The organism is Albidovulum sediminicola, assembly GCF_025751575.1.
GTDB lineage: Bacteria > Pseudomonadota > Alphaproteobacteria > Rhodobacterales > Rhodobacteraceae > Albidovulum > Albidovulum sediminicola.
This window is the reverse complement of sequence record NZ_JAOWLA010000001.1, coordinates 98,236-110,569: the sequence shown is the minus strand read 5'-3', so window position 1 is coordinate 110,569 and position 12,334 is coordinate 98,236. Positions and strand designations below refer to the sequence as shown.

14 protein-coding genes are annotated in these 12,334 nt (G+C 66.8%); 4 read left to right on the top strand and 10 right to left on the bottom strand.

What is annotated here, in order from left to right; translation table 11 throughout:
• The first annotated feature begins 44 nt into the window (after window positions 1–44).
• Window positions 45–788 carry a bifunctional 2-polyprenyl-6-hydroxyphenol methylase/3-demethylubiquinol 3-O-methyltransferase UbiG gene (ubiG, locus tag OE647_RS00590; protein ID WP_263719646.1) on the top strand — a complete coding sequence of 248 codons (744 nt, stop codon included), beginning with the start codon at window positions 45–47 and terminating at the stop codon, window positions 786–788.
• Window positions 789–801: 13 nt separating this feature from the next.
• On the opposite strand, the gene OE647_RS00585 is transcribed toward ubiG, so the two are convergent.
• Genes OE647_RS00585 through OE647_RS00570 form a run of 4 tightly spaced genes read right to left on the bottom strand, consistent with a single transcriptional unit; the run spans window position 802 to window position 3,097 of the window.
• Window positions 802–1,245, bottom strand: coding sequence for a MarR family winged helix-turn-helix transcriptional regulator (locus OE647_RS00585; RefSeq protein ID WP_263719645.1), 444 nt, complete (start codon window positions 1,243–1,245; stop codon window positions 802–804).
• Between the two features lies 1 nt (window position 1,246).
• The gene (locus OE647_RS00580; RefSeq protein ID WP_263719644.1) at window positions 1,247–2,077 is read right to left on the bottom strand and encodes a carbon-nitrogen hydrolase family protein; all 831 of its coding nucleotides are present in this window, start codon (window positions 2,075–2,077) and stop codon (window positions 1,247–1,249) included.
• A gap of 3 nt (window positions 2,078–2,080) precedes the next feature.
• Entirely contained in the window at window positions 2,081–2,338 is a 258-nt protein-coding gene (gene grxC, locus OE647_RS00575) for a glutaredoxin 3 (RefSeq protein ID WP_263719643.1), read from the bottom strand.
• A gap of 36 nt (window positions 2,339–2,374) precedes the next feature.
• Window positions 2,375–3,097 (bottom strand): ComF family protein, encoded by a 723-nt coding sequence (locus tag OE647_RS00570; RefSeq protein WP_263719642.1) that lies wholly within the window; start codon window positions 3,095–3,097, stop codon window positions 2,375–2,377.
• 22 nt (window positions 3,098–3,119) lie between these two features.
• Here OE647_RS00570 and OE647_RS00565 point away from each other — a divergent pair, with 22 nt between their 5' ends.
• Window positions 3,120–3,950: a methyltransferase domain-containing protein gene (locus tag OE647_RS00565; protein WP_263719641.1), complete on the top strand. Its 831-nt coding sequence runs from the start codon at window positions 3,120–3,122 to the stop codon at window positions 3,948–3,950.
• Window positions 3,951–4,001: 51 nt separating this feature from the next.
• Complete coding sequence (gene hemH / locus OE647_RS00560) at window positions 4,002–5,066, top strand: ferrochelatase (RefSeq protein ID WP_263719640.1); 1,065 nt, start codon at window positions 4,002–4,004, stop codon at window positions 5,064–5,066.
• 69 nt (window positions 5,067–5,135) lie between these two features.
• Here hemH and OE647_RS00555 read toward each other — a convergent pair whose 3' ends face one another.
• Together OE647_RS00555 and OE647_RS00550 are read right to left on the bottom strand one after the other, a co-directional pair.
• On the bottom strand, window positions 5,136–5,315 hold the full coding sequence (locus OE647_RS00555) for a hypothetical protein (RefSeq protein WP_263719639.1): 180 nt from the start codon (window positions 5,313–5,315) through the stop codon (window positions 5,136–5,138).
• Between the two features lie 143 nt (window positions 5,316–5,458).
• Window positions 5,459–6,064, bottom strand: coding sequence for a L,D-transpeptidase (locus tag OE647_RS00550; RefSeq protein ID WP_263719638.1), 606 nt, complete (start codon window positions 6,062–6,064; stop codon window positions 5,459–5,461).
• A 203-nt stretch (window positions 6,065–6,267) separates the two neighbouring features.
• Here OE647_RS00550 and dalA point away from each other — a divergent pair, with 203 nt between their 5' ends.
• The gene (gene dalA, locus OE647_RS00545; RefSeq protein ID WP_263719637.1) at window positions 6,268–6,777 is read left to right on the top strand and encodes a divisome-associated lipoprotein DalA; all 510 of its coding nucleotides are present in this window, start codon (window positions 6,268–6,270) and stop codon (window positions 6,775–6,777) included.
• A gap of 36 nt (window positions 6,778–6,813) precedes the next feature.
• Here the strand turns inward: dalA and OE647_RS00540 are convergent, their stop codons facing one another.
• From OE647_RS00540 to OE647_RS00525, 4 genes are all read right to left on the bottom strand, one after another.
• Window positions 6,814–7,311 (bottom strand): L,D-transpeptidase family protein, encoded by a 498-nt coding sequence (locus OE647_RS00540; RefSeq protein ID WP_263719636.1) that lies wholly within the window; start codon window positions 7,309–7,311, stop codon window positions 6,814–6,816.
• Window positions 7,312–7,385: 74 nt separating this feature from the next.
• On the bottom strand, window positions 7,386–8,612 hold the full coding sequence (locus tag OE647_RS00535; protein ID WP_263719635.1) for a class I SAM-dependent RNA methyltransferase: 1,227 nt from the start codon (window positions 8,610–8,612) through the stop codon (window positions 7,386–7,388).
• Window positions 8,609–10,444, bottom strand: coding sequence for an ABC transporter ATP-binding protein (locus tag OE647_RS00530; RefSeq protein ID WP_263719634.1), 1,836 nt, complete (start codon window positions 10,442–10,444; stop codon window positions 8,609–8,611). The genes OE647_RS00535 and OE647_RS00530 overlap by 4 nt, the downstream gene beginning before the upstream one ends.
• Window positions 10,441–12,297, bottom strand: coding sequence for an ABC transporter ATP-binding protein (locus OE647_RS00525; RefSeq protein ID WP_263719633.1), 1,857 nt, complete (start codon window positions 12,295–12,297; stop codon window positions 10,441–10,443). The genes OE647_RS00530 and OE647_RS00525 overlap by 4 nt, the downstream gene beginning before the upstream one ends.
• Window positions 12,298–12,334 lie beyond the last annotated feature (37 nt).

Below are 12,334 nucleotides of genomic sequence, written 5' to 3'. Positions count from 1 at the left end.
ACGAGGCGCCCCGCCATGGGGGGCGAACAAGACCGGAGCAACCGATGCAAAGCGCTGCCAGTACCGTCGATCCCGCCGAAGTCGCCAAGTTCGAGGCGATGGCGGCGGAATGGTGGGACCCGCACGGCAAGTTCAAGCCGCTGCACATGATGAATCCGGTGCGGCTTGACTACATCACCCGCCAGATCGCGGCGGAGTTCGGGCGCGACCTTGCCACGGCCCTGCCCTTCGCGGGCCTAAGGCTTCTCGATATCGGCTGCGGCGGCGGGCTTCTGTCGGAACCCATGGCGCGGCTTGGCGCCGAGGTCGTCGGCGCCGACGCCGCCGAGCGCAACATCCCGGTCGCCCGGCTTCATGCCGAGGCTCAGGGCCTGGCGATCGACTACCGCCACACCACCGCCGAGGCGATGGCGGCGGCGGGCGAGGCCTTCGACATCGTGCTTTGCATGGAGGTGGTGGAGCATGTTGCCGACCCGGCGGCGTTCCTGGCCACCTGCCGCGCGCTCCTGAAACCCGGCGGGCTGATGATCGCCTCGACCATCAACCGCAACACCAAGAGCTTCATGGCCGCGATCGTTGGCGCGGAATGGGTGATGCGCTGGCTTCCGAAGGGCACGCATGACTGGGCAAAGTTCATCACCCCCGACGAGCTTGCCGCGCTCTTGCGCGGGGCCGGGGTCGCGCCCCTTGACCGCAAGGGCTTCGCCTTCAACCCGATCAGCTGGCAGTGGTCGATCTCGGACCGCGACCTTTCGGTGAACTACGTCATGGCCGCCCGGCGGAGCTGAGCGCAACCCTGCCTTAGCTGCCGGCGCCCAGACGGACCCGCAGTTCGCGCAGCACCGGAATCACGGTGCGGACCTTGTCCTGGCCGATCGCTCGCACCAGATCCGTCAGGATCGGCGCGATGGAGGCAAGGGCCGCGTCGCGCGCCGACCGCCCCGCGGGGCTGAGTGAGACGAACTTGCGCCGGGCATCGTCCCAGTCGGGCCGGATGTGGATGTGGCCGGCCCATTCGAGCTTCGCCAGCGTGTTGGTCATGGCCCCGCGCGTCACATGGAACGAATCCGCGAGCTGCGCTGGCGTCCGTTCCTCAGCGAGGTTGGCAAGATGGTTCAGGACCGAGAAATGCGACAGCTCCATCCCCTTGGGCAGCGCCCGGGAAATGCGGTTGCGCGCCAACTGGTCGGCCATGAAGACCTCCGAGAAGAGCGCGATGGCGAGGGGTTCGTTCGGGTCCGCCATCTCAGGGCCCCTCGAAGGCGCGGTCGTGGGTGAGTGAAGGCACCCGGTGGCGCGCCCGTGCGACCGCGGCCAGGTCGATATCGGCCAGGGTGACGCCGACATCGGTTCCGCCATCCGCCAGGACCTCGCCCCAGGGGGCGACGACCATGGAATGGCCCCAGGTGCGGCGGGGCCGCCCGTTGTGGGCCGCGTGGCTTCCGCTTTGCGCGGGTGCGAGGACGAAGGCGCCGTTTTCGATGGCGCGCGCGCGCAGCAGGCTTTCCCAATGCGCCGCCCCGGTCGTGTCGTTGAACGCGGCCGGGACCGTCAGGATCTCCGCCCCCGCCTGCGCCAACCGGCGGTAAAGCGCGGGGAACCGCAGGTCATAGCAGACCGTCATGCCGATCTTAGCGAATGGTGTCGTCGTCATGACCGCGCGCGTGCCCGGACGGTAGCCCGCCGATTCGCGGTACTGCTCGGTCTCCGAGACGTTCACGTCGAACATGTGGATCTTGTCATAGCGCGCGACGATTGCCCCGTCCGGCCCGACCAGGAACGAACGATTCGCAAACCGCCCGTCAGCATCCCTGGTCCTGAGCGCGAGCGACCCGATCAGGAGCCAGACACCAAGCGCCCGCGCCTCTGCCACAAGCCCGGCAAGCGTTTCATCTGCCTCCTCGGTCCGAAGCACCGCCTCCTGATGTGCGCGGTCGGAGGAAACGCAGTTCGTCACCTCCGGCGTCAGGATGAAGGACGCGCCCTTCGCGGCGGCCTCGCGCACCAGCGTCCGCGTCGCGGCCAGATTTTCATCGGGCCGGTCGGAGGAACACAGCTGGACGAGGCCGACTTTCATGCCTCAGCTCGCCAGAAGCTCGTCAAGCTGGCCGCGGTAGTCCAGCGCATGAATATCGTCCGATCCGCCGACATGGCGGCCATTGATGAAAATCTGCGGCACCGTGCGGCGCCCGCCTGCACGGATCATCATCTTTTCGCGCAACTCGGGCTGACCCGAGACATCAGTTTCATTGTAGCTCACACCCTTGTGGGTCAAAAGCCGCTTTGCCGCGACGCAGTAGGGGCAAAACGGGGTCGTATAGATCTCGATAACGGCCATGGGTTTCCTGCCTGAGTTTGGCGCAACTATAGGGATCTAGGCATCCTTCGCAACTCGTGCCACAGCAAGAATGCAGACCTCTGTTGCGCCGGCTGCAAGGCAGGCCTCCGCCGCCGCCGCGAAGGTCGCGCCCGAAGTCATCACATCATCGACCAGAAGGACAGGGCGGCCAACAAGCCGAGCGCTGCGCCGGGGATGGGTGGCGATCGCGCCCGCGAGGTTGGCGAATCGCGCGTCACGGTCGCGATGGTCCTGCGACGGCGTGCGGCGCCGCCGGATCAGGAGGTCGGGGCAATGCTCAAGCCCTGCGCGCGACGCCAGGGCGCGCGAGAGGAGCGCGGACTGGTTGTAGCGCCGGCGGATGAGACGCGACCAGTGCAGCGGGACCGGCGCGACCAGCATGCCGGGGGAGAGGATCGGTCGCGCCGCGCGCTCCAGCCAGGCCGCCATCGGGCGCACGAGGTCAAGCCGGTCAGCGTGTTTCAGCGCCAGCACGAAGCTGCGTCCCAGATCCTTGTAAAGGATCGCGGCCCGCCCGCGCGCCCAGGGCCGCGCAAGGGCCAGGCAGTCGTCGCAATATTCCGCGTGGCCCTGATCCTCGCCTACGAGCGGTGTGCCGCACCGGTCGCAGACCAGCCCGGTGATGAACGGCGTTTCGCGCCAGCAGGCGCCGCAGAGGCCGAAGGGCTCGGCCGTGGCGGCGCCGCAGTTCAGGCATTGCGGCGGAAACACCAGGCTTGCCAGATCTTGCAATCCCATAGGGAACCCCTAGGGTCGCGCCATGCAGACGCCACCCCTGATGACCGATGCCGCCGCCCTGGCCCGCAACCGCGCCCGCGCCCTGAGGCAGGGTGCGGAGCTGTTCCTCCAGGAAGAGGCAGCCGACGAGATCAAGGAAAGGCTGGGCGAGGTTAACAGACGGTTTACGAAACCGCTGATCGTGAGCGGTTTCGCCGAACCCTGGCAAAGCCTCTGGCCGGGCGTGCCGCGCGTCGCGGATGCCGACCTGCTTCAGGTGGAACCGGGCGCGCATGACCTTGTCATCCATGCCTTCGGGCTTCATTGGGCCAACGACCCGGTGGGCCAGCTTGTGCAGTGCCGCCGCGCGTTAAGCCCCGACGGGCTCTTCATGGCGGTCCTCTTCGGCGGCCGCAGCCTGAGCGAGTTGCGCGCGGTCCTGGCGGAGGCCGAGTCCCGCGCAAGCGGCGGGCTTTCGCTGCGTGTGCTGCCGATGGCCGAGATCCGGGATCTTGGCGGACTGCTGCAACGTGCCGGCTTCGCACTTCCGGTCGCCGATTCGGCGGTCAAGACCGTGACTTACCGCACGGCCTTTCACCTGATCGCGGACCTGCGCGCGATGGGGGAGGGCAACGCGCTTGCCGCCCGCAGCCGGCGCTGGCCTGGCCGGGCGCTCTTCCCCGAGGCCGCCCGCCTTTACGCCGAGACCTTTCCGGCGGACGACGACCGCATCCGCGCGACCTTCGAGATGATCTTTCTGACCGGCTGGGCGCCGCACGAAAGCCAGCAAAAGCCCCTGCGGCCCGGATCGGCGGTGCAAAGACTGTCCGAGGCGCTGGGCATTGGCGGCGACAACGGCGCCAAGAAGGTTTGACGCGGCCGGAAAACCGATTATCTCCGAGCCGAGCGACAGGAAGGGAACCCGATGACCGCGACAATCGACCGGCCCGGTGAAGGCCGCCTGGCACATGCACCCAAGGACCATCCGCCCCAACCGCGCCGCCGGATCGGCATCCTGGTCGCGAACCTCGGGACGCCGGACAATTACGACTACTGGTCGATGCGGCGCTACCTGGGGGAGTTCCTGTCCGACAAGCGGGTGATCGATTTCCCGGCCTGGAAGTGGCAGCCGCTTCTGCAACTGATCATCCTGAGTAAGCGGCCCTTCACCTCAGGCGCGAACTACAAGTCGATCTGGAATCACGAGGCGGGGGAAAGCCCGCTGATGACGATCACCAAGGCGCAGGTCGAGAAGCTTCGCGCCGCCGTGGCCACCCGCTACGGTGCCGAGGTGATGGTCGAGTTCTGCATGCGCTACGGCAACCCCTCCACCGAAAGCGTGCTGCGCCGGATGGTTGAGGCGGGCTGCGAACGGCTTCTATTCCTGCCGCTCTATCCGCAATATGCAGGGGCGACCTCGGCCACCGCCAATGACCAACTGTTCCGCGCGCTGATGAAGGAAAAGCGCCAGCCCGCCGTGCGTGTGGCGCCGGAATATTTCGATCACCCGCTTTATATCGAGGCGCTGGCGCAGTCGGTCGAGCGGGCCTATGGCGCCCTTGACCATCGCCCCGACGTGCTCGTCGCCTCTTACCACGGCATGCCGAAACGCTACCTGATGGAAGGCGACCCCTACCATTGCCAGTGCCAGAAGACATCGCGCCTGCTGCGCGAAAGGCTGGGATGGGGCGCGGATGCGATCGACACGACCTTCCAGTCGGTCTTCGGCCGCGAGGAATGGCTGCGCCCCTACACGGTTCAGCACGTCGCCGCTTTGGCGAAAGCTGGCAAGAAGCGCATCGCCGTCATCTCGCCGGCGTTCTCGGCCGACTGCATCGAAACGCTTGAGGAGATTCAGGGAGAGATTCGCGAGGCGTTCGAGCACGCCGGGGGCGAAAGCTTCACCTATATCCCATGCCTCAACGACGACGCGGCGCATATCGATGCGCTGATGGCTGTCATCGGTGACAACCTTGCGGGTTGGGCCTGAAAAAGCTGGGCCCGAAAAAAGAAAAAGGGCGGTGGAGTACCACCGCCCTTTTCCTGATAGCTTTCCGGATCAGTTCGAAGCCGCAGCGGCAACGAGGACCAGGAGCAGCAGCGGAACGATGATGCCGCCAGCCGACGAGGAAGCTTCCTCGACAACCGGAGCCGGTTCCATGACGGGTTCAGCCATGCCGCCAGCGAACGCGGAGGTCGCGGCGATCGAGAGGGCAGCAGCAAGAGCAAGCTTTTTCATTTGAGAGTCTCCAAGTTCACCCGGCGCAGTTTTCATGAGGATGCCCGGGCATTCATTCAGTACCTCGCATCGCTCACTAACTCAAAAGGGCAAAATTTTGCAACGCCCCTCATGCAGTGAGCACAAAGCTTTCAGGCCTGTCGTCAAATAAGCAACACCTGCGTACCGATTTTCGTCAGCCCGAAAAGTTCCGCTATGTGCTCGTTGTAGAGGCCCACGCAGCCGTTCGAGGACCGACGCCCGATCTTGCGCGTGTCATGGGTTCCGTGGATCCGGTAGAACTCCCACGAAAGGTAGAGCGCGTGGGTCCCCAGCGGGTTGTCGGGGCCCGGCGGTACGTATTCCGGCCATTCCGGATTGCGTTCGCGCATCGCGGGCGTCGGGCGCCATTCGGGGCCGACGACCTTCTTCACGATCTGGGTGCGGCCGCGCCGGGTCAGGTCCTCGGTCAGCGGCACGCTGGTCGGAAAGAGGCGGTAGGTCGACTGGTCCTCGGACCAGAAGTGCAGCGCGCGCGAGGTGATGTCCACCAGGATCGCGCCGCCGCGGGTGTTGTCGAAATACGGCCGCCAGTCCAGCGCGCGGAAGCTGGAGATGTTGCGGCGGAAGTTCGAGGACGGGTCGGACTCATATTCGGTCGTCTCGGCGCCGAACTGCGCGCGCACGGGGGTAGCGGCCACGGCGCCCAGAAACGCGGCGGCGCCCAGAAAGCTGCGTCGATCAAGCCTGCCTAGCTTATCGGAGCTCATGTCGGTCTCCTTGGTGGTTGGGCGCCTCGGGGCGCCGGGATGCGCGGGAACCTACTCTTGCTTTCGGTGTTCGGCAACTCACGCCCCTGTCAGCGACCCAGACAGCGTCGTCGTCGGCTATCCGCCGATCGCTGCAGATGTGGTTTGAAGCGCCGGGGCGGAGCCTGTAAAGAAGGGGACCGTAGAACCAGGGAACCACCCAGATGATACGTCCACTCGGACTTATTCCAATCGCGATCCTGTTGCTTTCCGCTTGTACGCCGCCGCCGGTGCAGCGCGGCCCGGACGGCAAGCCGCTGCCGAAGGTCTATCTGATCAAGGCCGCGGACGACTCGCGTGTGACCTATTCAATGGTTGACTCGATCAACACGCTGCGTGCCGCCGCCGGGGTGCCGCCGCTGGCGCTGAACGCCGAGCTGACGGCCGCCGCCGCGACCCATTCGCGCGACATGTCGGTCCAGAACCGCCCCTGGCATTTCGGCTCCGACGGATCCTCCCCGGTCGAACGGGTCCGCCGTTCGGGCTATGCGGGCCAGCTGCTCGGCGAAAACATCTCCGAGACCTACGAGACCGAGATCGAGACGCTTTCGGCCTGGATGGACGTGCCCGACACCCGCGCCGTGGTCCTTGATCCGGCGGCGCGGCAAGTCGGTTTCGCCTGGTTCCAGGAACCGGGCGGAAAGCTTTGGTGGACGCTGGTGACCGGCGTCTAGGAGATTGAAAAGAAAGGCGGCCACTGGCCGCCTTTTTCATGGTGCGATGTAGATCGGGGTTCCGGTCCGGACCATGGAATAGACTTCCTCGATCTCATCGTCGGTGACCGCGATGCAGCCGGCGGTCCAGTCCGGGCTGGTGCCGCGGTTCTTGCCCGCGCGGCCGTGAATGAAGATGTCGCCGCCGGGTGGCTTGCCCAGCGCCTTCGCCTCCTCCACGTCCCGTGCATTGGGATAAGAGATACCGAGCGACAGGTGATAGGCGGAATTGGGGTTGCGGCGGTTGATGACATAGGCGCCCTCAGGCGTCTTCATGTCGCCCTCGATCTTCTTGTCGCCAACGGGATCGCCGCCCAGCGCCACCTCATAGGTCTTCAGCGGGCGGTTGCCGTTCAGAAGGTACATGGTCCGCTTGTCCTTCAGTACCAGGATCTGCGTGACCTCCGGGCCGTCATAGCTGCGGAACTTGGGTTTCTCACAGGCCGACAGGGTCATTGCCGCAACGACCGCCAAGCCTGCACCGATAGCCTTCATCGTCTGTCCTGCCTCAGATGTTTTCCTGCGTGATACACCCGTTGCGATGTGCCGGGAAGTGCGCAAATTTCCGCCTACATCCGACCGCCGGGCCGTGACAGTCGGGCCACAAGCTCCACATGCGGCGACCAGCGGAACTGATCGACCACTTCGACCCAGTCGATGGCGTAGCCGCCCGCCACCATGATTCGTGCGTCGCGGGCGAAGGTCACCGGGTTGCAGGACACCGCCGCGATCACCGGAACGGCGGATTTCGCGATCTCCGCCGCCTCAGCTTCGGCCCCCGCGCGGGGCGGGTCGATCACCACGGCGTCGAAGGCGGCCAGCTCATCGGGCATCAGCGGACGGCGGAACAGGTCCCGCGTCTCCGCCGTCAGGCGGCGCAGGCCTTCGGCCTGGCGCCAGGCCGCCGTCAGCGCCGCGATGGCTGGGGCCTCCCCCTCGACGGCATGGACCTCGGCGCGCTCCAGAAGCGGCAGCGCGAAGGTGCCGGAGCCCGCGAAAAGGTCCGCGATCCGCCGCGCGGGTCCGATCGCCTCCGTCACGAGCGCGAGCAGTGCCGCCTCGCCCTCGCCCGTCGCCTGAAGAAATCCGCCGGCGGGCGGCGCGACGCGCGCGCGGCCGAAGCGTTGCAGGGCCGGGCGGGCGGAGATGACGGTCTCCCCCTCCCAGGTCAGGCGGGCGAAGCCGGCCGTCCCGGCGATCGCGGCAAGTGCTGCGAAAAGATCCGGGTCCATCGGTTTGCCGCCGCTGACGGCCAGGTCGATTCCGCCCTCGGTCAGCGTCGCGGTCAGTGACAGTTCCCCCTTGCGGGAGGCCCCTGCGACCGTGACCTCCTCCATCGCCGGGATCGCGGCCAGAATCTCCGGCCGCAGCAACCGGCATTCGGGGATCGCGGCGACGGTGTCGGAGCTGCGGCCGTGGAACCCCACCACAACCCCCTTCTTCAACCGCCGTCCCGACAGCGCGGCACGGCGGCGCGAGCGCGGCGGAGAGGTCACGATGCCCCGGATCGGGGCGTCGAGGCCCTGCCCCTCCAGCGCGGTGCGCACGACTTCGGTCTTCCACCGCGCGACGAAATCGTCGGTGGCATGCATCAGGCTGCACCCGCCGCAGGCGCGGTAATGCGGGCAGGCGGGCTTCACCCGGTCCGCCGAGGGCGTCAGGATGCGGGGCGCTGCCATGCGACCCTCCGCGACCTCGCCCTCGACAACCTCGCCGGGTAATGCGCCCGCGACGAAGACCGGGCCCGCAGCGATGCCGTCGCCCAGATGGCCCAGGCGTTCGACCGTCAGCTTCACTCCGCTGCCTCCTCCTCGGTTCCGATGAAACCACCGGATTGCCGGTTCCAGTAGCGCGCGTAAAGCCCCCCGCGCGCCAGAAGGCTGTCGTGGCTGCCAACCTCGACGATGCGGCCGCGGTCAAGGACGATGATCCGGTCCATCGCCGCGATGGTCGAAAGCCGGTGCGCGATGGCCAGCACCGTCTTGCCCCGCATCACCCGGTTCAACGCCTCCTGGATCTGCGCCTCGACCTCGCTGTCGAGCGCCGAGGTCGCCTCATCCAGGACCAGGATCGGGGCATCCTTCAGGAAGGCGCGGGCGAGCGCGATCCGTTGCCGCTGCCCGCCCGAAAGCCGCACGCCGCGTTCGCCCAGTTGGGCGTCATAGCCCGTCTTGCCCTTGTGATCGATCAAGGTGGTGATGAACTCGTCCGCCTCTGCGGCCTTGGCCGCGGCGACGATCTCCTCCTCGGTCGCGTCGGGCCGGCCGTAGAGGATGTTTTCGCGCGCGGACCGGTTGAACATCGCGGTTTCCTGCGTGACCATCCCGATCTGCCGGCGCAGACTTTCTTGCGTGACCGTGCGTACATCCTGGCCATCGACCAGAACCTGGCCCTTTTCGGTGTCGTAAAGCCGCAGAAGCAAGGCGACCAGCGTCGACTTGCCCGCGCCCGAAGCGCCGACGATGCCGATCTTTTCCCCCGGCCGGATCTTCAGGCAGATATCCTCGACCCCGCCGATCCGGCGGCCATAGGCGAAGCTCACATGGTCGAAGGTGACCTCGCCGGTCGAGCGCGGCAGCGTGACCGCGCCCGGCGCGTCGGTCAGGGTATGGGGCGGCGTGAGCGTCCGCATCCCGTCCTCGACCTCGCCCACGTTCGAATAGATCGCCATCAGCGTGAAGCTGACCCAGCCGGTCATCTGTGCGATGCGGATCGCGATGGCACCAGAGGCCGCGATGTCGCCGGCGGTGGCCTGCCCATGGCTCCACAGCACCAGCGTCCCGCCCACCAGGATCACCGGCAGCGATCCGGCCAGCGTCATCAGCGCCAGCCGGAACCAGGCGGAGATCACGCCAAACTCCAGCGCGCGTTCGCGGAAGACGCGCATGGCCGAGAGCGCCGCGCGGTCCTCATGCTCCGCATGGGCGAAAAGCTTGACCGTCTTGATGTTGGTGATCGTGTCCACGACCTGGCCCGAGACCATGGCCCGCGCCCCTGCCCGCGCGGCGGAGTTCACCCGGACGCGTGGAATGAAGAAGCGGATCAGCCCGGCATAGGCCAGAATCCAGACGCAGAGCGAGAGCGCGCCCCAGAAGTCGATTGCCAGGAGGAAGATCGCCGACCCGATGAGCGAGGCGAGCGCGAAGCACACCGTGTTGATGAATTCGGTCGCGACATCGGTGACGGCGCGGGCGGTCTGCATCTGCTTTTGCGCGATGCGTCCTGCGAAGTCGTTGTCGAAGAAGGTGACCGCCTGCCCCATCGTCCAGCGGTGCAGCCGCGACAGCACGAGTGGCGTCAGGTTCGGCCCGACCGCGATGGAGTTCGCCGCCGAGGACGCCCCGAACGCGAGCGGCCGCAGGATCACGAAGAAGACCACGATCCCGGCGATCATCCAGATGTTGTCGGTCAAGAAGCTCTCCGGCCCCGAGGCATTGGCCGCGTCGATGACCTGGCCCAGGAAGAAGGCGGTGACGACCTCCATCACGCCGGCGACCGAAGAGGCTGCGGCGGCGAGCATCAGCGTTGGCCAGGACCCCGACAGGCACCAGCCGAAGAACGGCAGAAGCCGGTTCGGCGGCGCCCCGTCCGCGGGCGCGAAGGCATCGAACAATGTGGCCAGCTTCATCCCGCCGTCCCTTCGTTGTGATCGTCCAGGCCGATGAAGCCACCCGACTGGCGGTCCCAGAAGCGTGCGTAAAGTCCCTTCATGGCCAGAAGCTGGGCATGGCTGCCCTCTTCCGCAACCCTGCCGTCTTCCAGAACCACGATACGGTCCATCCGCGCGATGGTGGAGAGGCGATGTGCGATGGCGATGACGGTCTTGCCCTCCATCACGCCATATAGCGTGTTCTGGATCGCGGCCTCGACCTCGCTGTCGAGCGCCGATGTCGCTTCGTCCAGCACAAGGATCGGGGCGTCCTTCAGGATCACCCGCGCCAGCGCGATCCGCTGGCGCTGGCCGCCCGAAAGCTTCACGCCGCGCTCACCGACCTGCGCATCGTAGCCGCCGTGCCCGGCAGGGTCGCGCAGGGCCTCGATGAACTCATGCGCCTCGGCGCGTTTGGCGGCCTCGATCATCTCGGCCTCGGTTGCCTCGGGGCGCCCGTAAAGGATGTTGTCGCGCACCGAGCGGTGCAGGAGGCTGGTTTCCTGCTGCACCATCCCGATATGGCGCCGCAGGCTGGCCTGTGTGAGGCAGGCGATGTCCTGCCCGTCGATCCGGATCGTGCCCGCCTCGGCGTCGTAGAAACGCAACAGAAGCTTGACCAGCGTCGACTTGCCCGCGCCGGAGCGCCCGACGATCCCGACCTTTTCGCCGGGCCGGATGGTCAGGTCGATCGCCGCAAGCCCGCCCGACCCGCGCCCGTAGTGATGGCTGAGACCCTGGATTTCGATCCGCCCCTCGCGCAGGTCAAGCGCGCGCGCACCGGCGCGGTCCACCAGGCCGATCGGTTGGGCGATGGTCTCCATCCCCTCGGCGACGGTGCCCAATGCCTGCACCAGCGCGGTCGAGGCCCACATGATCCAGTAGGTCATGTTGTTGAGCCTGAGCGCCATGGCCGTCGCGACCGCGACGATCCCGATACTGGCCGTGCCGGCGTACCAGAGCCAGACCGCCAGCGCCGAAAGCCCCACGATCAGCGCCCCGTTCAGCGCGGTCAGCAGAATGTCCATCCGCGTGATGATGCGCATTTCCCGCTGCAGCGCGATCCGCGCGTTCTCGATCGCCTCTCCGGCATAGGCGATTTCGCGGTCGTCATGGGCGAAGAGCTTGACGGAATGGATATTGGCATAGCTGTCCACGATCCGCCCCGTCACCGCCGAGCGCGCGCCCGAGGCTGCCTGCGCCGCCGGTGCGACGCGCGATACCGAAACGCGCAGCAAAAGCACATAGCCCAGGAACCAGACCACCAGCGGCACCATCAGCCGCGCGTCGACCGCCGACAAAAGCGCGACCGACCCCAGGAAGGTCGTGAAGGCGAAGGCCAGGGCGTCCAGAAGCTGGAAGACCGCATCGCTGGTTGCCGGGGGGGTCTGCATGACCCGGTTCGCGATGCGCCCGGCGAAGTCGTTCTCGAACCAGCCGACCGGCTGGCGCAGGATGTGCCGATGCGCCCGCCAGCTGACCAGCGTGCGCAGGTTCGGCACGATGGTGTTGTGCAGAAGCGCCACGTCCAGACCTGCTATGAAAGGGCGCAGGACCAGGACGAAGACGGCGGCGGCGGTCAGTTCCATCCAATGCGCCGCCAGCGCCGCGCGCGGCTCCTCGCCCGCCAGAAAGTCCACGATCCGCCCCATGTACCACAGAAGCCCGACCTCGGTCAGGGCGGTCACGACCTTGACCGCGATGGCGGCGGCGAAGACCTTGCGGAACGGCCGGGCGTAATCGCGCAGGAAGGCAAGCAGGCGGCGCGGGGGCGCATCCTTTTCCTCGTAGGCCACATAGGGATCAACAAGGTTCTCGAAGAACCGGAACATGAAACAGCCTTTTCGAAGTCCCTCCCGGTATATCCCG

Excerpts from the sequence above, each read along its gene's own strand:
- ubiG (WP_263719646.1), top strand. The coding sequence starts at position 45 with ATGCAAAGCGCTGCCAGTACCGTCGATCCCGCCGAAGTCGCCAAGTTC.
- OE647_RS00585 (WP_263719645.1), bottom strand. The coding sequence starts at position 1,245 with ATGGCGGACCCGAACGAACCCCTCGCCATCGCGCTCTTCTCGGAGGTC.
- OE647_RS00580 (WP_263719644.1), bottom strand. The coding sequence starts at position 2,077 with ATGAAAGTCGGCCTCGTCCAGCTGTGTTCCTCCGACCGGCCCGATGAA.
- grxC (WP_263719643.1), bottom strand. The coding sequence starts at position 2,338 with ATGGCCGTTATCGAGATCTATACGACCCCGTTTTGCCCCTACTGCGTC.
- OE647_RS00570 (WP_263719642.1), bottom strand. The coding sequence starts at position 3,097 with ATGGGATTGCAAGATCTGGCAAGCCTGGTGTTTCCGCCGCAATGCCTG.
- OE647_RS00565 (WP_263719641.1), top strand. The coding sequence starts at position 3,120 with ATGCAGACGCCACCCCTGATGACCGATGCCGCCGCCCTGGCCCGCAAC.
- hemH (WP_263719640.1), top strand. The coding sequence starts at position 4,002 with ATGACCGCGACAATCGACCGGCCCGGTGAAGGCCGCCTGGCACATGCA.
- OE647_RS00555 (WP_263719639.1), bottom strand. The coding sequence starts at position 5,315 with ATGAAAAAGCTTGCTCTTGCTGCTGCCCTCTCGATCGCCGCGACCTCC.
- OE647_RS00550 (WP_263719638.1), bottom strand. The coding sequence starts at position 6,064 with ATGAGCTCCGATAAGCTAGGCAGGCTTGATCGACGCAGCTTTCTGGGC.
- dalA (WP_263719637.1), top strand. The coding sequence starts at position 6,268 with ATGATACGTCCACTCGGACTTATTCCAATCGCGATCCTGTTGCTTTCC.
- OE647_RS00540 (WP_263719636.1), bottom strand. The coding sequence starts at position 7,311 with ATGAAGGCTATCGGTGCAGGCTTGGCGGTCGTTGCGGCAATGACCCTG.
- OE647_RS00530 (WP_263719634.1), bottom strand. The coding sequence starts at position 10,444 with ATGAAGCTGGCCACATTGTTCGATGCCTTCGCGCCCGCGGACGGGGCG.
- OE647_RS00525 (WP_263719633.1), bottom strand. The coding sequence starts at position 12,297 with ATGTTCCGGTTCTTCGAGAACCTTGTTGATCCCTATGTGGCCTACGAG.